Source organism: Colwellia sp. BRX10-4 (assembly GCF_014077465.1).
Taxonomy (GTDB): domain Bacteria; phylum Pseudomonadota; class Gammaproteobacteria; order Enterobacterales; family Alteromonadaceae; genus Colwellia_A.
Genome location: NZ_JACGVZ010000012.1, coordinates 22111 through 45085, shown reverse-complemented (window position 1 = coordinate 45085; position 22975 = coordinate 22111). Strand labels below are relative to the sequence as shown.

Genomic DNA, 22975 nt, shown 5'->3' with positions numbered 1-22975 from the left:
GATGCCTAGAAGAACTAAAATTGTAGCGACCTTAGGGCCAGCCACTGACGACAGAGCCGTATTAAAAGAAGTATTAGCCGCTGGTGTAAATGTGGTTCGTTTAAACTTCTCTCATGGTATTCCACAAGATCATATTGACCGTGCCAACAATGTTCGCGAAATAGCTAAAGAACTGGGTATATATGTTGGTATTTTAGGTGATTTACAAGGCCCTAAGATACGCGTATCAACCTTTAAAAATGGTCCAATTAAATTAGCCATTGGTGATAAATTTGAACTTGACGCAGAATTGCCAAAAGGTGAAGGCTGCCAAGAAAAAGTGGGTATCGATTACAAGAAATTACCACAAGATGTCGTCCCTGGCGATATTCTTTTACTTGACGATGGCCGTGTGCAATTAAAAGTTTTAAGTACACAAGGGCAATCAGTTTTCACCGAAGTAACGGTGGGTGGACCCTTATCAAACAATAAAGGTATTAATCGTCAAGGCGGTGGCTTAACAGCGCCAGCACTGACAGCTAAAGATAAAGAAGATATTAAATTAGCGGCAAAAATTAATGTCGACTTCTTAGCGGTCTCTTTTCCTCGTGATGCTGCAGATATGCGTGAAGCACGTTTATTAGCGCAAGAAGCCGGTTGTGATGCACGCTTAGTGTCTAAAATTGAACGCGCAGAAGCAGTAAATGATGATAAAGTGCTTGATGAGATTATTCTAGCCTCAGACGTTGTCATGGTTGCTCGTGGTGATTTAGGTGTTGAAATTGGCGATGCTGCATTAGTGGGTAAGCAAAAACATATAATCGCTCGTAGTCGTCAGTTAAACCGTGTTGTTATTACAGCAACACAAATGATGGAGACCATGATTGAAAACCCTATGCCAACCCGTGCTGAAGTTATGGATGTTGCAAATGCTGTGCTTGATGGTACTGATGCAGTCATGCTCAGTGCTGAAACTGCTGCAGGGAAATACCCGGTAGAAACAGTAAAAGCGATGGCATCAGTATGTATTGGCGCTGAAGAGCATCGTTCAGTAAATATTTCAAACCACCGTAATGAGCTCACATTTTCTGAGATTTCAGAAACTATCGCAATGTCAGCCATGTATTCAGCTAATCACCTAGTGGGTGTTAAAGCGATTATATCATTGACTGAGTCTGGACATACCAGCAAAATCATGTCGCGTATTACTTCAGGTTTACCTATTTATTCTTTATCTCGTCATCAGAAAACATTAAATAAAACCGCTATTTACCGTGGTGTTTATCCTGTTGAATTTGACTCTACACATTTTCCTGATGAAGAGTTATCTAATGCGGTACTCAATAAGGTCTTAACTAAAGCAGACTTAAAAGTTGACGACATAGTGATATTCACCCACGGTGATATGATGGAAACGGTTGGCGCAACGAATACAATGAAAGTATTAACCGTAACAAAAAAACATCTCAGCTAATTAATTGCTATGACCCATTAAGGTAAAGCTTCAGCGGTTACTTTAAGCTGACGGGCAAAATGTTTAGATCTAAAAGGGTAGCTCAATAGCTACCTTTTTTTATGTGCAAAATATAATCAAGGTAAATAATGACGGATGCAAAAAACTTCCTTAAAATAGATTTTACTAGATAAGGTTAAAAACGATTATGATGATAAAAAAGATTGTGCTATTAACCAGTGGTGGCGATGCCCCCGGCATGAATGCCGCGATACGTGCAGTTGTAATTGCTGCGCATCACTATGCATTACCCACGGTTGGTTTTTTTTCTGGCTATAACGGTTTAATTGAAGCGAGTTCAACATTGCTAAAACCTGCAAGTGTTAATGGCATCATCCACCGAGGAGGCACTATTTTAAAAAGTGCTCGCTGCCCTGCCATGCTTACTGAGTAAAGCTTAGAATCAGCCGCAGCAACCCTTAAAAAAGAAAAAATAGACGCCTTAATTGTTATTGGCGGCGATGGCTCTTTTAACGGTTTACTGGCGTTAAATAAACATTGGCCAGGAACTATTATAGGTATTCCAGGGACCATAGATAATGATATTGATGGTACAGATTTCACCATAGGCTTTTCTACTGCAGTCAATACCGGTATTGAAGCGATAGATAAAATACGTGACACGGCAGAAGCTTTTGAGCGCATTTTTATTGTTGAAGTCATGGGTAGGCGAAGTGTACACATCACTTTTAATGTCGGTATCGCCAGTGCAGCTGAGCAAATATTGTCTTTTGAGAATTTCTCTCAAGCCGACGAGCAAGAAAAGCTCAGCCATTTAGCTCAAGAAATCAAACAAGCACAGCACAATAGGCATGCCAGTTATATTATAGTTATTGCCGAGAACTTATGGCCCAGTGGCGCAGTAAAGCTCGCTAAGCAATTAAAACAGACTTCAAACATTGACTGTACTGCGTGTATACTTGGCTATATTCACGAGGTGGTTCACCGGTAGCTAAAGACCGAATATTAGCAACAAAAATGGGGGTTGCTGCTGTACAAGCGCTAATAGCAGGAAAGAGTAACGTTATGATTGGCGAGCGTAATAATCAATTACTCACAGTTCCCCTAGACGTTGCCGTTCAACATAAAGAAAAAGTCAGTGAAAGCTTAGTTTCAGCACAAGAAAATATTCTCGCCTTAACAACGCAGTAACTGCCTACAAAAAAGCTTAAGCAACAGGCATAAGCTTTTGGGGTATCAGATCAAGTCGCTGAGCTAAAATAACTTAAATACCGAGCTCTTTACACCATTGACAAGCAGCAACAAACTCTTGTTGAATAAAAGCTTCGTCAAGAGAATACATTTCAATTAATTGCTTTATGTTTTCACCATCACCCGTGATGTACTTCATCGCAAAATCAAGTAATTCACCGAGTAAACCTGAGTGGTCAACTAGCGCGTTTTCAATTGGAATGGCGAGTGGCATTGTTTTAACGATTTCGTTAATCGGCATACGCAAAATAATTTCAATAGCACTTAATAAGCCGGTAATAAAAGCAAAATCACTGATCTCTTTAAAGGCACCTTCTTTGGCTAATGCCGTCATTAATTTTGCAGTAATAAGTGCCTGCTTAGATATTTCATCGGTCTTGTCGGTTGTCAATTTAGACAAAGCAAGAATAGTCACAAACTGTTTAAGTTTATCTTCACCTAAATAGGCAGCGGCTTGTTTTAATGACGTAATTTCAATACGAGTTGATGTTGCTACATTATTAACCATTTTTAATAAGCCAACAGTTAAGTTAACATCATGACTGATAATAGTGGCAATGTTGTCAAAATCTAATGGTGAGTGAAATGTTTCACTGATCAAATGCAACATTTGTGTTTTGATTGGCGCAAGTGTTTGCCCCTCTACTATCTCAGGCTCGTGATAAAAATACCCTTGATAATAATCAAATCCGACTTCTGCTAAAGCTTGTAATTGAAAGTTAGTTTCTACTTTTTCTGCGGCAAGTTTAATGTTGTGATCTTTTAGACGCTCGATAACTTTATGTAGACGTTTTGGGTTAACTTTATCGGTATCAACCTTAATAATTGCTATATATGGAAATAAAACATCCCACTTTTCATCAAGGTCATATTCAGTTAACGCAACTTTATAACCTTTATCAAAATAAAACTTAACGATTTTAAACAAACTTTCTGTTGGTACTTTATGGCCAACAAGTTCGATAACAATAGATTTTTTATCGAACATAAGCGGATATTTATTAATTAGACATTTTTCAGTAAAATTAATAAAAGCAAGTTTTCCCATACTGATGGAGCGAATGTCACCTTGTAGGTGATTTTGAATAATTAATTTAGAGCTGACAACGTCTGAATCAATGTCAGGAAATTGGTTATCTGTGCTATCTCTAAAGAGCAGCTCGTAACCAATCGTGGCATGGTTTCTATCGAGTATCGCTTGTCTTGCTATATAAGTGTTATACATATATTAGAGCTAAAATTTTATTAATTATTATTAACTTAAACATACCCTATTTTTCTTTGAATTGTAAAGTAAATAAGCCGCTAAGCCGTTATTTTATTGTCAATATTATTATAAGCATTTATACGCTACGCAAATAAGCGAATGAAATCGGTAACCTATATACAGTTGATTAATTTCAGCTCTTTATTTCATTTAATCCTAAATGGCGCGGTTAATAACGCCTGCGCTAAAGGGATATCTTGATAATGATTTTCACGAATATTATGAATAAATTTCAATGTTTTAAATGCATCAAACCAAACAACTAGCTGTTTATTAAACTGCTTTTCACTATTATTTATTTGTTTTTCAACAAAAGCTGCAAAACCTATGTGATTTAGTGCCGTTATTATTGGCTCTGATAACGGTTCTAACCATGCGATTAAATCGCCGCGATGGTGCCATAAATTTGCAAAAGCAGACAATACAGCTTTGAGCAATGTAAATACTTGAGGATGGTAATAACAATAATCTAGGTGACTTGCTTGTAAATCAAGAATTTTTTGCACAGCAGGTCCAGTCCCAAAAGGCACCCGTTGAGACGTTCTGGCTTCAAGCGTGACTGTTACCTCTTCAATAAATTCAACATCGCCTAACTTAGCCAATTTATTTATTAAATAAAAATCTTCCCCAGCACTCCGCTTTGGGAAACCACGAGCCTGAACATAGACTTCCGCTTTAAACGCTAAAGTACTCCCAATAGTAAAAAAGGCATAGGGTGAATCGGCATAATGTAAGCCCGCAACATAATAGCGTAAAGCGCTTTCATAAAGAAAATTAGCCTGATGAATACTTTTATCTTCACTGCTATGCTTAAAGTTAAAACAGCAAACTACGGTATTTTTATCACGTGTATGTAAAGCGTTAAAATAATCATCGGGTAAGTAAGCATCTGCATCACTAGAACAGATCCAAGTTTGTCTGATGCGGTTTACTGAAATTAAATAAGCGCTGAGATCAGTACCTATTTTACGTGCCAGCCCTACGCCTTGATCTTTATCAATAGCATGAGTAAAACGGTCAACCACTAACAGCCATGTTTGACTTTGCGTTACCTTAATCAAGGTCAGGTTATTGTTTTTCCAGCAGTTATCACCACAAGAAAGTGCATATTGATAAAGTGCTTTTTGTTGATTTATCTCGTTATAATTAGCCACTGAATTATCTTCGCGTAACGATATAGTAACAGACTCGGCGATAAGTTCGGTAATAGGTTCGTTAATGACCAGCACCATAAGTACTGGAGATTTTGAAAGTGGTGAAGCTAAAAAACGCTCAATAAAAGCGTTTGTTTCTTGATAAGCAGGAATAACCACAACATGGTCAACAGTAAACTCATTAGGTAATCCTGATTCATATTGAGCTAGTACCGCAACTTCACTTTCAGCATAGCGACTAAAATATTGGTTAAACACTTTTGACATCAGCTTACCCGTTAACCATTTATCGTTAAATAATTAATGCAGAGCCGCTCTAAAGGGAAGTTTTGCACAAATTTCAGCTTCTAATGTCAGTACTTCTTCTAAACGTATATTAACTTCGTCTTTATCAAAATATTCATAAGCGAGTTCGATAAACAAATTTTTATGCTTTTCTTCAGACTTTGCAATCGCGTCATATAAGACTTTGTCTTTGCCTTCGGGCAATGCTTGGGCAATAAGCGAAAAACGTTCATAACCTCGTGCCTCAATCACACCAGCAACGATTAATCTGTCCATAAAAAATACTTCTGCACCATTACGAAAGGCTTTACGAATTTGGGTAATATAAGGGTCTTTGGTGTCAGCGCCGAGCTGAATGCCACGCGCATTGATTAATTTTAACACTTGTTTAAAATGAATGAGCTCTTCTATCGCTAAGTCAGCCATAGCTTTAACCATATTTTTTCTATCGGGATAATGAGAGATCATTGACATCGCCATACCTGACGCTTTTTTTTCTGCGGTTGCATGATCAAGTAAAAAAGCATTGAAATCAGCAAGAGCAACTTGCGCCCATTCTTTTGGTGTATGGTATTTAAGTTCAAACATAAAACTACTTATTATTGAAAGAGGAAATTTGCCCACTATTTTATAGGAAAATAGCGGGCGAACAAACATAAATGTTCACTTGTTTGTCAAAGTCGCTTTATGACTTACTTACTTAACTTTTTCAATCGTAAGCTCACTAATACCAGTAATAATAACCAGTAAATACTGCCACTACTTGATTGCTCAGGATCGGTTTTCTTGGCAACTTCAGCATTAGGCACAACGGCAACACCACCTGGGTCGTCGATAATACCGTTAACCAAACCATCCGCATCGTTTGCACCGCCATCTTCGATCAGTAAACGTACACATTGATGCCCCTCAGTTAAACCTGTCTGATATAAAGCACTCTGTGGTGGTGGACAAACATCGTTATCTGCTGGACTAGACGCTAAGGTATTTTTACTGTTTTCAACAAAGTTTTGCCAACCATTGTCAGGATTAAATTTCCGGTAAAGCGCATTTTGTGGAATACCATCATTTAACGGAATAACCACAGCTGCAGAGGCACCAAACGGAGTCACCTGATGAATTTCAAAATCAAAGTAATCACTACGATGATCATAGGTATCCGTTGCTACTAAACCGGTTGCATCCATCTCTTGTTGTGTCATTTGCACACCATCTGAAAACTGCTGTAACGCATATTTACCCAAGCGTAATTTTAAGCCCGGCTCAGTTTCCATTAACTTAGTTTGACCGGCATTAACATGTAATGGCTGTAAATAAGCAATATCGTTATTATCTAAGAATGCCGGAACACCATCGTTATCGTCATCAGCATAACCTTCAATATTATCTGCGATACCATCACTGTCCGTATCACTACCGTCGAGTCGAGCTAAAATGCTATTAACCGGAATACTAAGGCGATGAGTTTGTGACAATTCGCCACTGCCATTATCAGTAACACTGACTTCTACCGTAATTAATCCTCTTATTTCTTCAGGTAAAACAAAGTTGTCAGGTTGCAAATAGACCTTTAATTGACTGGCACTTATTTCGGCATTGATATACTCAGGCAGTAACCAATTAATAATGTGTGAATCATTTGGATTATCATCATTTATCTGTAGCTCTATGGTCACTTCACCTTGGTCTTTACTGATACTAGAAACCGCTATATTTTGCTGAGTCATACGCAATTGTGTTGTCGGTACTATATTATTTTCAGTAATAACTATGGTGTGGCTATTATTGACACCGGCATTGATTTCATTACCAAAACTGAGCACAAGCTGTTCATCACTTTCTGCTTGAAAGTCTTTATTAATCAAGATATCAATAAAGCCTGACGTGCCCTCGGTAATAACAATTTTATTGTCTGTTATCTTATAATCAAGGGCATCTACATTACCAGAAATAGCAAAAGGTAATTCAATGGGATAAGCAGGCGCTTTGCCTGATAAGACAACTTCAACCCGAGCCGTAGCACCCTCACCTATTGTTTGCGTCGCACTAAAGTTCACTAACGGATAAACATTAAGCACTTGTGGGGTAGTTGAAACATTACCAGCCTCGTCAACCGCTCGCCATATAATATTGTACAAGCCTGAGGTAATATATTTTTGTCCGCGCTCAAAACCCACCGGTGTTAATGCACAACAGTTAGCGCCATCACGACCATCTTCAACATAAACGTCGGTTAACTGCACCAATTGTGTTTGTGTTAGCGCAGTAAAGGTATGATCAGCATCAAGGTGAACTGCTTGTGGGACGGTTATCACTGGCGCATAATCGTCAATTAATGGATTGGTGTTGTTACGCTCTTCCTCAACATTTACCGTGCCGTCTGAATCTGTATCAATTAGTGCATCAGCATCGTTAAATGGGTTAAAACCATATTGAAGCTCAAAGACATCACTCATGCCGTCATTATCGTCATCAGGATCGGCATTATTACCTAAACCATCAACATCAAAATCTAGTGATTCTGTCGGGTTTAAAGGAAGTGCATCGATATAATCAAGTACGCCATCACCATCATCATCTATATCGTTTACGTTACCAATACCATCACCATCGGTATCCACACTTTCTATCGGATCGAGTGGGAAAGCATCGTCGATATCAAGCACACCGTCATTATCATCGTCACTATCGCTATTATTTCCAATCCCGTCATTATCACTGTCACGTGATTCATTCGGGTCAAAGGGAAATAAATCAACGTTATCTAGGACACCATCATTATCGTCGTCAGTATCAAGTACATCACCAATACCATCGCCATCAGTGTCAAATATTTCTCCTGGATCAAACGGAAAAGCATCATCAGTATCAAGGATACTATCGTTGTCATCATCGGCATCAGCATTATCGCCTAGGCCATCACCATCTGAGTCTTGCCATTCACTTGCATCTAATGGATATAAATCATTACTATCAAGATAACTGTCATTATCGTCATCGGTATCTGCATTATTACCTATGCCGTCATTATCGGTATCAAGCCTTTCATTAACATCTAATGGAAAAGCATCTAGGCTATCAACTAAACCATCGTTGTCATCGTCACTGTCACTATTGTTACCAACAAGATCTCCATCGGTATCTTGCCACTCGTTCGGATCTAAAGGAAAAGGGTCGTTAGCATCGGGTTCACTATCACCATCATCATTGATATCAACATTATTACCTGTGCCATCACCGTCGGTATCTAAATATTCGCTCACATCTAATGGAAAGGCATCAGCATTATCAGCAAAACCGTCACCATCATCATCTGGATCAGCGTTGTTACCGATACCATCACCGTCAGTATCTATGCTTTCAGCCGCATTTAACGGAAATAAATCGATGTTATCTACAACACCATCATTGTCGTCATCGTCATCGTTAGTTTCATTGGCTAAACCGTCACCATCCGTATCTGTTCTTGCTAACGGATCGGTTGGTCCGGGATCAACCGCATTGGCAATACCATCGCCATCAATATCTGGATCGCTATTATCGCCAATAAAATCGCCATCTAAATCATTCCATTCAGTTGCATCAAAAGGAAAAAGATCTATCGCATCAGGAATACCATCACCGACACCGGTAAAATCGTGCGTGTCATCATCAAGATCGGTATTATCAGCAACACCATCACCATCGGTATCTGTGGTTGCTAAGGGTAAAAGTGAGTTTGCCAGTGTTTCATTTACATCTAATATTCCATCGTTATCATCATCTGTATCAGTATTATTTCCTACGCCATCACCATCAGTATCAAGCCACTCACTTGCATCTAATGGAAATCTATCGACACCATCAGCTACATTGTCGCCGTCATCATCGGTATCAGCAACATTACCTATTCCATCACCGTCAGTATCAATATATTCGCTAGGGTCTAATGGAAAGACATCATCTAAACCATCGATAATACCATTGCCGTTAATGTCATCTAAAACGCCATCATTATCATCGTCTGCATCAGAGTTATTACCTATACCATCAAAATCGGTATCTACTGACTCATTAACATTAAGCGGAAAAGGGTCACTGCTGTCTAAAACACCATCACCATCGTCGTCTGTATCGGTATTATTGCCTGTACCGTCACCATCAGTATCAATAAATTCAGTGCTATCAAGCGGAAAAGCATCGTTTACATTTAAATGGCCATCGCCATCAATATCTGTATCACTATTATCGCCAACACCGTCACTGTCGGTATCTAACCATTCACTCGCATTTAGCGGAAAATCATCGTTTATATCAAGGAAACCATCACCAACACCCGTACCATCGTGAGTGTCATCATCGGTATCAATATTATTATCGATGCCATCGCCATCGGTATCAAACCATCTTGACGCGTCATTGGGCCAGACATCAATAGCATTTGCGTAACTGTCACCATCACTATCGTTATCAGCATTATCACCAATACCGTCGCTATCGGTATCAAGTGTTTCAGAATCATCGAGGGGAAACGCATCGTTGACATCTAAAATTCCATCGCCGTCATCATCGGTATCGGTATTATTACCTATGCCATCAAAATCAGTATCAAGTTGTTCTGAATTATTGAGAGGAAATGCATCATATAAGTCAATAATACCGTCACCATCATCATCGGTATCAGCGTTATTACCTATGGTATCACTGTCGGTATCATCCCACTCTGCAGGGTTAAGTGGGTATACATCGACCACATCAACAACCCCATCACCATCATCATCAAGATCAACCGTATTACAAAGTGTATCTCCATCGGTATTTAACCATTCGAAAGCGTTTTCGATAGCAGGATCATAGATATCAATAACGGCATCGCCATCACGGTTGTTATCAGAAACATCAGGTACCCCATCACCGTCATCATCAGGGTCATCATTATTACCGACACCATTTAAATCGGTGTCATACCATTCTGTAGCATCGCTTGGAAATAAGTCATAAGCACCGCCAATATTAACAGTATCATCGTAGCCATCGCCGTCGGCGTCAAGAAGAGGCGTAGGCAGAAGACATTGCACGGCTGAATGAGCAGAGAAGTTGATCATAATCGCTGATATAAGTAAAACAGCTTTTAAACGAATTTTTAATGGCATAAATATTCCCACCAATAACTGATATTTATAACTTGTCACAGCAAGTTATTACGTCTTGAAATTAAAAAAGTGCCAATGTAGCAGCGAATATTATTAACCTCGTACTTCACATTGTAAACTTTACCAAAAAAACGGTTGGCCTTTGGTTAAAAATAATTTATTGATCAAACTTAATAATCTAAGCCTCGTCCAAAACGATAACTTAAACCAACATAAACAGATGTTATAGCACCAAATTCAGAAAAATTAGGTTGGTGTTTAACACCGAGGTTTAACGCAGTATTTTTATTTAACTTATAATGAGCAACAACGCCTAATACCATGTTTATATCATTTTCTTGCGAAGGGTATATTTCGACTGTATCTGAACTGTTTGGGTCGGTATAGGTAAGTTTATTCTCAGTGAGCGCTAGTGAAGCGCCCAGTTGATATTCAATCGTTAGTTTTTTAAAAAAAGCATTATAACTTTGTATCTTATGACGATAACTAACAAGCCCATCAATGGTATTAATTTTAAAAAAACGTTCGTCTGTGATGGTGAAAGGTAAATCATATTTTACTTTTTCTAAGTTATTATAAGAAGCAGTCCAATAGAAATTTCCACCTTTAGTAAAGCTGTCTGCTAAAGAAAAACTATAACCTTGGCTGTTAGCGTCTTGCCCTTTGTGAATGTTACCTGCTACTTCTAAAGCATTAACATTGTATGAAAAAAGACTTGAAGCAATAAAAATACCGCCAACGGCAAAAGTTTTCCGCAGCTTACTTAAATTTTTAACCATTATATTTCTTCCTAAATGAGAGTGTTGCAATATTAAATTTTCTTGATCGTTGTTATCTATACTAATTTTCACTATTGATACCACCATCAAAAATTTGACTCTTTATTGCATTCATATCAAATGCATAATCTATTTTATAAATATGCAATTTTTAAACCATAAAAATTTTAAAATATATGCTAATGTTATTTTTTGTGAATATATATTTAAGCGATAAATTAGCTATGTTTAGAGTGATTAATAATATTATTGACCGCTGTTTCTTCACTGTAACATTTATAGTAGGTGTGCAATTACCGGCATTTATCATTCAATATAAACATCGCCTGTCCGGACACTTATCTGAAGCAAAACTGCACCTAGTAGAATTTCAAAACATTGCAGATCTGCACTATCAAGGTAATTTATCAGCGATGATAACGAAGTATCAAGCTAATTCTGAACCGTCAATAGTCAATACTGCCGAAATTATTGACCAATTAGTCATACGGGTTGAGTATTTGCAGTCACAACTTAGTGTGATAACTAACGACGTTTATATTGAACGGATTTATAACTTTATTGTTTATGGCGATAAAGTCATTATTAAAGATACCTTAACTGATTTTTCACTGACTATCCCACTTGAAATAAATGCACTCAGTACTGGAGCGGTCATCGCTATTGTTGGTTTAATAGCGAAGGAAATAATTGTTTCTTTGCTTAAGTTACTAGGTAAAAAGATGTCTCCAAGTCATCAAAAAAGTTCACACTAAAGTAAGATAGTTAAGCGCTACTCTGGCATCACGCATAGAGACACATTGATACCGTAACTAAACGATATCAATAAAGACTACCCTTGCCTTCCTTACTTGGCTCTATCTTATCTATCCTTGGTATCTCGCGAGCATAAAAAAAGGTTGCCGTAGCAACCTTCTATAAACATCATCTTGTCTATTATTGAATACATAGAAAAGCATGCTCTAACGTTATACGTTAATTAATTAGCCGTTACCGTTTTCAACGCGACTCTTTAATTTTTGTCCAGGACGGAAAGTAACAACTTTACGTGCAGAAATTGGAATATCTTCACCCGTTTTAGGGTTACGACCTGGGCGTTCGCTTTTTACACGAAGATCGAAGTTACCAAAACCAGAAAGCTTAACTTGTTCGCCACTCTCCAACGTTTCGCGTATCTCTTCAAAAAACACCTCAACCATATCTTTTGCGTCGCGTTTGCTCAGCCCAACTTTCTCGAATAAATGTTCTGCTACTTCTGCTTTAGTAAGCGCCATTACCTAATTCCTCAGTGATGCATTTAGCTCAGTTTCTAATGTGTCTACGACACGTTCAACGACTTCATTAATGTCTTTTTCTTCGAGGGTTTTATCACAATCCTGTAAAGTCATCGCTATCGCTAAGCTCTTAAACCCTTCTTCAATACCATTTCCTCGGTATACATCAAACAAGTTTAGATCAACTAAATAATTTCCGCCAACCTTTTCAATAAGTTGTAAGACATTATTTGCATTAATTTGCTCTTCAACGATCACTGCTATGTCACGTCTATTGGCAGGAAAGCGAGATATATCACCAGCTTCAGGGATTTGTTGTGTTGAAATTTCAGACAATAATAGCTCAAAAATAAATGTACGACCGTTTAGTCCTAATTTTCTTTCTAATTCAGGATGTAAGGTACCAACATGCCCCACTAGCACACCATTCTTATGGATTGCGGCGGTTTGGCCAGGATGAAGTGCGACTATTTCATCTTTTGAAAACTGATATAACGAAGCATCGCCAGTAAGAGCCAGTAAGGCTTCTACGTCTGATTTAATATCAAAAAAATCACTTGCAGACTTTTCCATATCCCAATGTTCTTCATTACGCTGGCCAGTCACAACACCTGCAAACATTTGTTCTTGTCGAACACCGTTTTCTGCGGCTTCATCTGGAACAAAACGTAAACCTGTTTCAAATAAACGGATGCGAGATTGCTGGCGGTTCTGGTTGTAAATAACCGATTGCAATAAGCCTGTCCACATACTTAAACGCATCACCGACATCTCACTGGAAATAGGATGCGGTAAAGTCATCACTGCTTGTTCTGGGTGAATAAGCGCTTGTACTTTTGGGTCAACAAAACTATAAGTTATTGCTTCTTGATATCCACGATTAACCATAACGTTGCGTAAACGTTTCAACGGAATGAACTTTTCTTTTTGTTCGCGCATCGCCAACGTTGCTTTAGGCGACACATTCGGAATATTGTTGTAACCAAAAATACGCGCAACTTCTTCAATTAAGTCGACTTCAACTTTAATATCAAAACGATATGCTGGTACCACTACGGTCCAAATATCATTTACAAAGGCAATGTTGAAACCTAAACGCGTTAAAATTTCAGTCACTTTAGCATCTTCAATATGATGACCAATGCGTCCATCAAGCTTTTCGCGGCGTAAGGTTACTGTTTTTTCTTTTGGTAGATTTTCATCACTTAATGCTTCAACGATAGGTCCTGCTTGGCCACCGACAATAGCTAATAATAAGGTCGTTGCACGTTCCATAGCATTACGCTGCAATTCAGGATCAATACCACGTTCGTAACGATGTGATGAATCAGTATGTAAACCATATTGGCGGGCTTTACCTAAAATAGCCAAAGGAGCAAAGAAAGCACTTTCTAAGAAAATATCAGTTGATTTTTCTTCTTCATCAGATTTAACACCCGATTCTTTTCCGCCAAAAATGCCAGCCATCGCTAAGGCTTTACTTTCATCAGCAATCACTAAGGTTTCGCTCGAAAGCGTTACTTCATTACCGTCAAGTAAAACAAGTTTTTCACCTGACGTAGCAAAACGAACATTAATACCACCATCGATTTTTGATAAATCAAAAGCGTGCATCGGGTGCCCTTGCTCAAGCAACACGTAATTAGTTACATCGACAACAGGGTCAATTGAGCGAGTGCCACAACGGCGTAATTTTTCTACCATCCATAACGGTGTTTTCGCGGTTACATCTATATTTTTAATCACTCGTCCTAAATAACGCGGACAAGCTTGTGGTGCAGATAAAGTAATGTCACGCACATCATCAATCGTTGCAACAACAGCAACAATTTCAGGTTCAGTAATGTTAGCACTATTTAACACCCCGACTTCGCGTGCTAAACCTTTAAGGCCTAAACAATCACCGCGGTTAGCCGTTAAATCAACATCGATGGTAACGTCATTTAAGTCTAAGTATTCACGAACACACATACCGATTGGTGCATCGGAGGCAAGTTCCATAATACCGTCAGCACTTTCAGACAAGCCAATTTCTGACTCGCTACACAACATGCCATGAGAAGGCACGCCACGCAATTTAGCTTTTTTAATTTTAAAGTCACCCGGTAAAACTGCGCCAACCGTTGCAACAGCAACTTTGAGGCCTAAACGACAGTTTTTAGCGCCACAAACGATGTCAACTAACTCGCCATCATTAAACTCGCTACCTAGGTTTATTTTTGTTACTTGTAATTTGTCTGCGTCAGGGTGAGGCCCACATTCAACAACTTCACCAATTAATACACCAGTAAATTCACCCGCAACAGGTTCTACAGCGTCAACTTCTAAGCCGGCCATAGTTATTTGGTGAGCTAACTCACTCGATGAAATAGCAGGATTAACCCACTCACGTAACCAAGATTCACTAAATTTCATTGTTGGCTTTCCTACTTGAACTGTTTTAAGAAGCGAAGATCATTTTCGAAGAATGAACGTAAATCGTTTACACCGTAGCGCAACATGGTTAAGCGTTCAACGCCCATACCAAAAGCAAAACCTGTGTATACTTCAGGGTCAATACCTACTGATTTTAAAACGTTAGGATGAACCATACCGCAACCTAAAACTTCTAACCATTTACCATTTTTGCCCATAATATCGACTTCTGCTGAAGGTTCAGTAAAAGGGAAATAAGAAGGACGGAAACGAATTTCAACTTCTTCTTCAAAAAAGTGATGTAGGAAGTCGTGTAAAATACCTTTAAGATGCGTAAAGCTAACATCTTTATCAACCATTAAGCCTTCAACTTGGTGGAACATTGGCGTGTGCGTTTGATCGTAATCATTCCGATAAACCTTGCCCGGAGATATAATACGTAAAGGCGGTTGCTCTTTTTCCATAGTTCGAATTTGTACACCTGAAGTCTGTGTACGTAAAACTAACTTAGGATTGAAGTAAAAAGTGTCATGGTCTTGACGTGCAGGATGGTGCTCTGGAATATTCAGTGCATCAAAATTATGAAAATCGTCTTCAACTTCAGGACCTTCTTTAACAGAGAAACCTAAATCACCAAAAAAGCTTTCTATACGCTCAATAGTACGTGTTACTGGGTGTAAACCACCTAGGTCATTACTTCGCCCTGGCAATGTTACATCAATAGACTCAGCAGCTAACTGTTTAGCAATAACCTCTGCACGTAATAACTCACCACGTTCGGTTAATAATTTTTGCACTTGCTGCTTAGCAATATTGATCACTTGCCCTGCTTTAGGCTTTTCTTCTTTAGGTAATTTACTTAAGCCCTTCATTTGCTCAGTGAACAAACCTTTCTTACCTAAAAAATTAACGCGAACTTGATCAAGCTCTACTGGATCTTTTGCTGCAGAAATAGCTTGTTCTGCCTGCAATATTATATCGTCTAAATTCATGAGTTCCTCTAAAACGGCTCTAAAACCGTTCAGTAAATTTGAAGGTTTTGGCTAGACTGATGGTATTAATATAAATGGTGTATGATTTTACACAAAAATCAATTGATTATGTAGTGAAAAGAGTGCTTTTACTGAAAAAACAGCTCAGATAAGAAAAAGGCCTCTATTTCACTAAAGGCCTTGCTGTTTTCTGACGTCTAAATCACAAAATTTAACTACAAATTATACCCTGATTCATCATGCTCGATTAAATCAAGGCCTGTTATTTCTTGTTCTTTATCAACCCTTAAACCTTTAGTCATCAAGGAAACAAGCTTAAATAACACGTAAGAGACAACCGCGGTATAGACAATAACAGCGCCAATTCCCACTAATTGAACACTAACCTGCTCTAACATCGTGGTGATACCCTCTGCATAACCATAGCCACTAAAAGCGCCTAGCTCTGTAGAAGAAAACACACCCGCTAATAAAGTGCCTAAAATACCCCCAACACCATGCACGGGAAAGACATCTAAAGAATCGTCAATTTTTAACTTTTGTTTAATATAGACCGTTGAATAAAAACAAATAAAACCCGCAGAAATCCCTATAACGAGCGCGCCACCTGGGCCAACAAAACCGGATGCAGGTGTTATTGTCCCTAAGCCGGCAACCATGCCCGTTACAGCGCCTAAGACACTCGCTTTACCAAATTTTTTCCATTCAATAGCAGCCCAAGTCAGTGCACCTGCTGAAGCGGATAAATGCGTGACTAACATGGCCATTGCTGCGTCACCATTGGCGGCTAAGGCACTACCACCATTAAAACCAAACCAACCGACCCAAAGCAAACCTGCTCCCGTAATAGTCATGGTTAAGTTATGTGGCAACATAGGCGTTCGAGGGAAACCATATCGAGGGCCTAAAACAACAGCAGCAACCAATGCAGCAACACCACAGGTAATATGCACCACAATACCACCGGCAAAATCATAAATGCCCATTTGGCCTAACCAACCCCCGCCCCAAACCCAATGAGTTACCGGAGCATAAACCGCTAGCAACCATAAGCCACTAAAGATTAAGACTGCAGAAAACTTCATTCTTTCTGCATAAGCGCCAATAATAAGTGCTGGAGTAATAACCGCAAACGTCATTTGAAATAAAGCAAACAAGCTTTCTGGAATATCACCAACAAGGGTTTCTTTGGTTATTCCCATCATAAGTACTTTGCTAAAATCACCTATCCACGCATTACCTTCACCAAAGGCTAAGCTATAACCGACCACAAACCAAAGTATCGAAGAAAGAGCAGCAATTGAAAAACACTGCATAAGAATAGAAAGAATATTTTTACGTCGAACTAATCCACCGTAAAATAAAGCGAGTCCGGGTAAGGTCATCATTAGGACTAGAGCCGTAGATGTGAGGATCCACGCCGTATTCGCGCCGTTCAATTCGTCATTGCTGGCAAAACTCGGCAAGGCGACCACGGACAAAAGTAAAACAAAAAGTGTTAATACTTTATTCATCGTTACGCTTGAGTGTAACCGTTTAAATAGCTTCATTATCTGTTTCACCTGTTCTGATCCTAACAATACGTTCGATGTTAGTGACAAATATCTTACCGTCACCTATTTTTCCTGTTTGCGCTGTTTCTAGAATAGTGTCGATAACACGCTCAACCATTTCATCCTTAACAGCGAGCTCAAGTTTCATTTTTGGTAAAAAATCGACAACATATTCGGCACCACGATAAAGTTCGGTATGACCTTTTTGACGCCCAAAACCATTAACTTCGCTTAACGTTAATCCTTCTAGGCCTATCTCGCTGAGTGCTTCACGAACATCATCGAGTTTAAAAGGTTTGATTATTGCGGTTATCAACTTCATTTGTTCACCTTTAGTGCATATTATTTAAGATTGTTTATATAAATTTATTCAAGCACCATTTGTGCCCAAAGAGACAATCAATTAAAAAACATGAAGTTAAAAAACAATAATGAATATCACATCGCTCAAATGCACCAAGATATTGCACAAAAGCACAACCCAAACACCACATTGGTGCGCAAATTACGACCATTAGTCAGGTTTTATATTTTAAACAAGGTGTAAAGGGCAAAATTAAAGGGTTAGTATTAGCAAAGGTTAGAGATGATAAATAGCGCACAAAAAAAAACCCTACGGGTGTAGGGCTTTTAAGCAGAGACAATAACAACTTAATCGATTAGCTGATACTGCTCGCGTAAAATATCAATAATTTCAGCTTTAGGGTTAGCAGTCAAAACAATTTTTTGACCGGTAATTTTCTCAGCGATCGCTGTGTATGTTTGCGATACATCCATTAACACGGATGCCGGTAACTCATTGTTACGAGCTAAAGCTAAGCGCTCGTCCATGCGATTTTTATTTAATAAAATATCAGCATCAGGGAAATGTGCTAAAAGTAATTGGCGGAAACCTTCTTTCGAGTTTTCAACCACTTTACCGGCACGATATTGCTCGCCATCCCAAATACGTGAAGAATCAGGCGTACCCACTTCGTCCATATAAATTAACTTGTCGTTGCCCGCTTTATCTTTTACATAGCCAAATTCAAATTTAGTATCTACAAAGATTTGATCAAGCTTTGCCAACGCATCAGAAATAACGTCAAAACCTTCCGTTAATAATTTTTCGTATAAAGTAATATCATCAGGCGTCTTAAAATTAAAGGCTTCAAAATTATCTTCAATATTTTTGCGAGTAATATTAACATCATCAATCGCAGGAACGTCCGGAATGCCTTCTAAAATACCTTTTGTTGAAGGTGTTTGTAGAAGTTCAGGTAGCTTTGAATCTTTCAATAATCCTTCAGCTAATTCGATACCACAAAATTCACGTTCACCTTTTACGTATGAACGCCACATAGAACCAGTAATATACTGACGACAGATAGCTTCAATCATTACAGGTTTAGCTTTTTGTACGATCCAAACAAACGGATGTGGAATATCAAGAATATGACTATCGGCTAGACCTTGATCTTTAAATAATTTAAACCAATGATTTGATATAGCATTCAGTGATGCACCTTTTCCAGGTACACCTTGCATACCACCTTCGCCTTGCCAAATACATTCAAAAGCAGAAATACGATCACTAATAACCATAATGGCTAAAGGTGTGTCGTCGGCAACATCATAGCCTTTCTCTTGAATTAGTCGCTTACTATCCGCGTCGGTTAACCAATAAACACTGCGCACTTTACCGCTGTGAACTGGTGCATCGGTACGAATAGGTAAATCATTATTTACCGCTAAAATTTGATCTGCAAGACTCATCGGTTTAAACCTTAATTATCAAGTTAATATTAATTGTAGCGAATAATATCTTTGCGCGTTATCCCAAAAGATAAAATAGTATTCGGTATAATTAATAAAAACATTTTAATACATTATAACCAAGGTGTTTAGTTTAATTTCCAAAGTAAAGAACGGAGCTAATAACTATTAGTAAGTACTTTAAAACGCAGAAAGTGAGCTAAAGAACAAGTTAGTATGATTAAAAAAAGAAAAGGACGCCTAATGGCGTCCTTATCTCAAAGCTTTTTCAAGTTCTATGCAGCTAAAGCAGCTTTCGCTTTTTCAACTAAGAATGTGAATGTTGCTTTGTCGTATACTGCAATATCAGCTAGGATCTTACGATCGATTTCAATAGCAGCCTTTTTAAGACCATTAATGAAAACACTGTAAGATAAACCGTTTATGCGAGCTGCTGCATTTATACGAGTGATCCAAAGCTGACGGAATTGACGTTTACGTTGACGACGATCGCGGTAAGCGTACTGACCTGCTTTAGTTACTGCTTGATAAGCAACACGGTAAACACGGCTACGTGCTCCGTAATAACCTTTAGCTTGCTTTAGAACCTTCTTGTGACGTGCACGAGCTTGTACACCACGTTTTACTCTAGCCATTCTATATCTCTCCTATTAACCGTGACGTAAAAGTTTTTTAACTGACTTAATGTCAGCTGCCGAAATCATGCACTTAGCACGAAGATGACGTTTAACTTTAGTACGACGCTTAGTCAAGATATGACGAAGGCCAGCTTGTTTGAACTTGTAGCCAGAGGCTGTTTTTTTAAAGCGCTTCGCAGCACCTTTGTTAGTTTTCATTTTAGGCATGAATATTACTCCGCATTCATGTTTGTGCTATTACACATAAACATTGCCATTGAAATTTAGCAACTTAGGCGAAAAACTTAACGCGTTTATTTAAGGATAAAAAAAAATAAACGTTAGTTTTTACTTTCAGGCCTAAAGTTACCCGTTAAAATCAATAATGGTGAACTTATTTTAATTTGCATCAAACTAAGTTACTTGAAATACCGGTTATTGATTATTTTTTAGGTGCTAGTACCATCACCATTTGTCTTCCTTCCGCACGACGCGGGAAGAATTCAAGTACAGTTAACTCTTCTAAATCGTTTTTAACGCGAGTTAGTAGTTGTAAACCGAGTTCTTGGTGAGCCATTTCACGACCACGGAAACGTAAAGTTACTTTAACTTTATCGCCACCCTCTAAAAAGCGCTTCAGGTTGCGTAGTTTTACCTGATAGTCGCCTTCATCTGTTCCAGGACGGAATTTAATTTCCTTAACCTGTATCTGTTTCTGGTTTTTGCGTTGTTCTTTTTGTTCTTTAGCTTTTTCATAGATAAACTTACCGTAATCCATAACACGGAGTACAGGAGGTTTAGCCGTAGGGCTTATTTCAACAAGATCAACACCAGCTTCGTCAGCTTGATCCATTGCTTCATCTAATGTGACGATGCCACCAGGCTCTCCGTCAAATCTAATCAAACGAACTTCATTATCAGCAATACCTGTAATTAACTCATTTAAACGATGTGCTGGCTCTTTTTGCCCGCCTCGTTGTCCACCTTTAATAGCCATGTTCCTCCAAAGAACTTTGTTCCGAGTAGCTGGTGTTATTTTTAACTTAACAACTACTCAGATTAATAAAATATTTTGATGTATGTTATAAACGTTATTATAAGTAATTTAAACGCTAACTGCGAGAGTTAACTTCTTCACTTAGTTTAGAAATAAAGTCATCAACAGACATTTTGCCTAAATCTTCACCACTTCGCGTTCGAATAGCGATTTCGCCTGCTTCCATTTCTTTGTCACCAACAACTAACAAATATGGAACACGCTTCAAAGTGTGCTCGCGGATTTTAAAGCCTATCTTCTCATTTCTCAAGTCTAGTTTTACTCTAAATCCACTTTCTTTTAGTTTTTTAACAACTTTTTCACAATATTGACCCTGTTTGTCGGTAATATTCATCACAGTTGCATGAATTGGAGATAACCAGGTCGGAAACTTCCCGGTAAACTCTTCAATCAAAATTCCAATAAAACGCTCAAGTGAACCTAAAATAGCACGATGAATCATCACTGGGATGTATCTTTCGTTGTCTTCACCAACATAAGTTGCGCCTAAACGCTCTGGTAAAGCAAAATCGAGTTGCACTGTACCACATTGCCAAGCACGACCTAAACAATCCATTAAGGTAAATTCAATCTTAGGACCATAAAATGCTCCTTCGCCTGGCAAATATTCAAATTTGATGTCGCTGTCGGTTAATGCTTGTGCAAGACCCGCTTCAGCTTTGTCCCAAATTTCATCACTACCAATGCGATTTTCAGGACGCGTTGATAATTTAACAACAACATCTTCAAAACCAAATGAACCATAGACATCGTATACCATCTCGATACATTTTTTTACTTCGGCTTGAACTTGTGACTCCATACAGAAAATATGAGCATCATCTTGAGTAAAACCACGAACGCGCATTAAGCCATGTAATGAACCTGATGGCTCATTACGATGACAACAACCAAACTCAGCGATACGTAAAGGTAAATCGCGGTACGATTTCAAACCTTGGTTGAATATCTGTACATGACCTGGACAGTTCATTGGTTTTATCGCGTATTCACGCTTTTCAGACTCAGTGGTGAACATACCGTCGGCATATTTCTCCCAGTGACCTGATTTTTCCCAAAGGCTTCTGTCCATCATCATCGGAGCTTTAACTTCGTCATAATCATATTCATGTAATTTTTCACGAATAAATTTCTCTAACTCAGTGTAAATTGTCCAACCATCGTTATGCCAAAACACCATGCCTGGTGCTTCTTCTTGCCAATGAAATAAATCTAGTGTTTTACCAATTTTACGGTGATCGCGTTTTTCAGCTTCTGCTAAACGAACGATATACGCTTTAAGTTGCTTTTTATCAGCCCAAGCTGTGCCGTAAATACGTTGCAACATTTTGTTGTCAGAATTACCACGCCAATAAGCACCAGCAACTTTCATCAATTTAAAATGATGACAATGACGCATACTAGGTACATGAGGACCACGACACATATCAATGTATTCTTGGTGATGATATAAAGCAGGTGTATCTGTTTTCTCGATGTTTTCATCAAGAATTTGTAATTTGTAGGTTTCACCACGCTCGGTAAACGCATCGTAAGCGTCTTGCCATGAACCTGTTTTCTTAACAACTTCATAACCAGTGCGCGCTAGTTCAGTCATACGTTTTTCAAGTTTGACTAAATCGTCTTCGGTAATTGACTCTTCAAGGTCAATATCATAATAAAAGCCATTATCAATCGTTGGTCCAATCGCCATTTTAACATTGGGATATAACTGCTTAATAGCATGCCCTAGTAAATGCGCACAAGAATGACGAATAATTTCAAGAGCTTCGTTATCTTTATTAGTGATAAGTTGTAAAGAAGCATCTTGGGTAATTAATTCACAAGCATCAACAAGATTTCCGTCGATACGACCCGCGATGGTTGCTTTAGCAAGACCAGGTCCTATGTCTAAGGCAACATCCATTACCGATACTGCATTGTCGAATGAACGTTTTGAACCGTCAGGGAGAGTGATAACAGGCATTAATTTTCCTTTATTTCAGTGGCGT

18 protein-coding genes and 1 pseudogene are annotated in these 22975 nt (G+C 38.5%); 4 read left to right on the top strand and 15 right to left on the bottom strand.

Annotated elements, in window-relative coordinates; all coding sequences use genetic code 11:
* Window position 1 precedes the first annotated feature (1 nt).
* From pyk to H4J67_RS20625, 3 genes and pseudogenes are all read left to right on the top strand, one after another.
* Window positions 2-1453: a pyruvate kinase gene (pyk, locus tag H4J67_RS11075; RefSeq protein WP_182171976.1), complete on the top strand. Its 1452-nt coding sequence runs from the start codon at window positions 2-4 to the stop codon at window positions 1451-1453.
* A gap of 187 nt (window positions 1454-1640) precedes the next feature.
* A pseudogene (locus H4J67_RS11070) lies at window positions 1641-2444 on the top strand (ATP-dependent 6-phosphofructokinase).
* Window positions 2405-2644: a hypothetical protein gene (locus H4J67_RS20625; RefSeq protein WP_259368575.1), complete on the top strand. Its 240-nt coding sequence runs from the start codon at window positions 2405-2407 to the stop codon at window positions 2642-2644. Before H4J67_RS11070 ends, H4J67_RS20625 begins: the two are co-directional and overlap by 40 nt.
* A 73-nt stretch (window positions 2645-2717) precedes the next feature.
* On the opposite strand, the gene H4J67_RS11065 is transcribed toward H4J67_RS20625, so the two are convergent.
* The 5 genes from H4J67_RS11065 to H4J67_RS11045 all read right to left on the bottom strand — a co-directional run bounded on the left by H4J67_RS11065 (window position 2718) and on the right by H4J67_RS11045 (window position 11321).
* A complete protein-coding gene (locus tag H4J67_RS11065) occupies window positions 2718-3929 on the bottom strand; it encodes an EAL and HDOD domain-containing protein (RefSeq protein ID WP_182171979.1) in 1212 nt (403 codons plus the stop codon).
* Window positions 3930-4117: 188 nt separating this feature from the next.
* Complete coding sequence (locus H4J67_RS11060) at window positions 4118-5392, bottom strand: hypothetical protein (RefSeq protein WP_182171982.1); 1275 nt, start codon at window positions 5390-5392, stop codon at window positions 4118-4120.
* Window positions 5393-5425: 33 nt separating this feature from the next.
* Complete coding sequence (locus tag H4J67_RS11055) at window positions 5426-5998, bottom strand: tRNA-(ms[2]io[6]A)-hydroxylase (protein ID WP_070376952.1); 573 nt, start codon at window positions 5996-5998, stop codon at window positions 5426-5428.
* A gap of 104 nt (window positions 5999-6102) precedes the next feature.
* Entirely contained in the window at window positions 6103-10542 is a 4440-nt protein-coding gene (locus H4J67_RS20620) for a thrombospondin type 3 repeat-containing protein (protein WP_182203757.1), read from the bottom strand.
* 170 nt (window positions 10543-10712) lie between these two features.
* Window positions 10713-11321, bottom strand: a complete 609-nt coding sequence (locus tag H4J67_RS11045; RefSeq protein ID WP_182171987.1) for a hypothetical protein — start codon at window positions 11319-11321, stop codon at window positions 10713-10715.
* Between the two features lie 194 nt (window positions 11322-11515).
* Here H4J67_RS11045 and H4J67_RS11040 point away from each other — a divergent pair, with 194 nt between their 5' ends.
* Window positions 11516-12076 carry a DUF2937 family protein gene (locus tag H4J67_RS11040; RefSeq protein ID WP_182203756.1) on the top strand — a complete coding sequence of 187 codons (561 nt, stop codon included), beginning with the start codon at window positions 11516-11518 and terminating at the stop codon, window positions 12074-12076.
* 228 nt (window positions 12077-12304) lie between these two features.
* Here H4J67_RS11040 and H4J67_RS11035 read toward each other — a convergent pair whose 3' ends face one another.
* The 10 genes from H4J67_RS11035 to thrS form a co-directional block, all read right to left on the bottom strand.
* Window positions 12305-12595: an integration host factor subunit alpha gene (locus H4J67_RS11035; RefSeq protein ID WP_070373739.1), complete on the bottom strand. Its 291-nt coding sequence runs from the start codon at window positions 12593-12595 to the stop codon at window positions 12305-12307.
* 3 nt (window positions 12596-12598) lie between these two features.
* A complete protein-coding gene (gene pheT / locus H4J67_RS11030; RefSeq protein WP_182203754.1) occupies window positions 12599-15010 on the bottom strand; it encodes a phenylalanine--tRNA ligase subunit beta in 2412 nt (803 codons plus the stop codon).
* A gap of 11 nt (window positions 15011-15021) precedes the next feature.
* Window positions 15022-16002, bottom strand: a complete 981-nt coding sequence (gene pheS / locus H4J67_RS11025) for a phenylalanine--tRNA ligase subunit alpha (protein ID WP_070373741.1) — start codon at window positions 16000-16002, stop codon at window positions 15022-15024.
* 215 nt (window positions 16003-16217) lie between these two features.
* A complete protein-coding gene (locus tag H4J67_RS11020) occupies window positions 16218-17516 on the bottom strand; it encodes an ammonium transporter (RefSeq protein ID WP_182203752.1) in 1299 nt (432 codons plus the stop codon).
* A 22-nt stretch (window positions 17517-17538) separates the two neighbouring features.
* Window positions 17539-17877 (bottom strand): P-II family nitrogen regulator, encoded by a 339-nt coding sequence (locus H4J67_RS11015; RefSeq protein ID WP_182203750.1) that lies wholly within the window; start codon window positions 17875-17877, stop codon window positions 17539-17541.
* Window positions 17878-18206: 329 nt separating this feature from the next.
* Window positions 18207-19310: a phosphoribosylaminoimidazolesuccinocarboxamide synthase gene (locus H4J67_RS11010; RefSeq protein WP_182203748.1), complete on the bottom strand. Its 1104-nt coding sequence runs from the start codon at window positions 19308-19310 to the stop codon at window positions 18207-18209.
* A 275-nt stretch (window positions 19311-19585) separates the two neighbouring features.
* A complete protein-coding gene (gene rplT / locus H4J67_RS11005) occupies window positions 19586-19945 on the bottom strand; it encodes a 50S ribosomal protein L20 (protein WP_070373744.1) in 360 nt (119 codons plus the stop codon).
* 15 nt (window positions 19946-19960) lie between these two features.
* On the bottom strand, window positions 19961-20155 hold the full coding sequence (gene rpmI, locus H4J67_RS11000) for a 50S ribosomal protein L35 (RefSeq protein ID WP_070373745.1): 195 nt from the start codon (window positions 20153-20155) through the stop codon (window positions 19961-19963).
* Window positions 20156-20369: 214 nt separating this feature from the next.
* Window positions 20370-20924, bottom strand: a complete 555-nt coding sequence (gene infC / locus H4J67_RS10995; protein WP_070373746.1) for a translation initiation factor IF-3 — start codon at window positions 20922-20924, stop codon at window positions 20370-20372.
* 115 nt (window positions 20925-21039) lie between these two features.
* Complete coding sequence (gene thrS / locus H4J67_RS10990) at window positions 21040-22950, bottom strand: threonine--tRNA ligase (RefSeq protein WP_070373747.1); 1911 nt, start codon at window positions 22948-22950, stop codon at window positions 21040-21042.
* Window positions 22951-22975: the final 25 nt, after the last annotated feature.

Coding starts and splice junctions, on each gene's coding strand:
- pyk (WP_182171976.1), top strand. CDS start 2: ATGCCTAGAAGAACTAAAATTGTAGCGACCTTAGGGCCAGCCACTGAC.
- H4J67_RS11065 (WP_182171979.1), bottom strand. CDS start 3,929: ATGTATAACACTTATATAGCAAGACAAGCGATACTCGATAGAAACCAT.
- H4J67_RS11060 (WP_182171982.1), bottom strand. CDS start 5,392: ATGTCAAAAGTGTTTAACCAATATTTTAGTCGCTATGCTGAAAGTGAA.
- H4J67_RS11055 (WP_070376952.1), bottom strand. CDS start 5,998: ATGTTTGAACTTAAATACCATACACCAAAAGAATGGGCGCAAGTTGCT.
- H4J67_RS20620 (WP_182203757.1), bottom strand. CDS start 10,542: ATGCCATTAAAAATTCGTTTAAAAGCTGTTTTACTTATATCAGCGATT.
- H4J67_RS11045 (WP_182171987.1), bottom strand. CDS start 11,321: ATGGTTAAAAATTTAAGTAAGCTGCGGAAAACTTTTGCCGTTGGCGGT.
- H4J67_RS11035 (WP_070373739.1), bottom strand. CDS start 12,595: ATGGCGCTTACTAAAGCAGAAGTAGCAGAACATTTATTCGAGAAAGTT.
- pheT (WP_182203754.1), bottom strand. CDS start 15,010: ATGAAATTTAGTGAATCTTGGTTACGTGAGTGGGTTAATCCTGCTATT.
- pheS (WP_070373741.1), bottom strand. CDS start 16,002: ATGAATTTAGACGATATAATATTGCAGGCAGAACAAGCTATTTCTGCA.
- H4J67_RS11020 (WP_182203752.1), bottom strand. CDS start 17,516: ATGAATAAAGTATTAACACTTTTTGTTTTACTTTTGTCCGTGGTCGCC.
- H4J67_RS11015 (WP_182203750.1), bottom strand. CDS start 17,877: ATGAAGTTGATAACCGCAATAATCAAACCTTTTAAACTCGATGATGTT.
- H4J67_RS11010 (WP_182203748.1), bottom strand. CDS start 19,310: ATGAGTCTTGCAGATCAAATTTTAGCGGTAAATAATGATTTACCTATT.
- rplT (WP_070373744.1), bottom strand. CDS start 19,945: ATGGCTAGAGTAAAACGTGGTGTACAAGCTCGTGCACGTCACAAGAAG.
- rpmI (WP_070373745.1), bottom strand. CDS start 20,155: ATGCCTAAAATGAAAACTAACAAAGGTGCTGCGAAGCGCTTTAAAAAA.
- infC (WP_070373746.1), bottom strand. CDS start 20,924: ATGGCTATTAAAGGTGGACAACGAGGCGGGCAAAAAGAGCCAGCACAT.
- thrS (WP_070373747.1), bottom strand. CDS start 22,950: ATGCCTGTTATCACTCTCCCTGACGGTTCAAAACGTTCATTCGACAAT.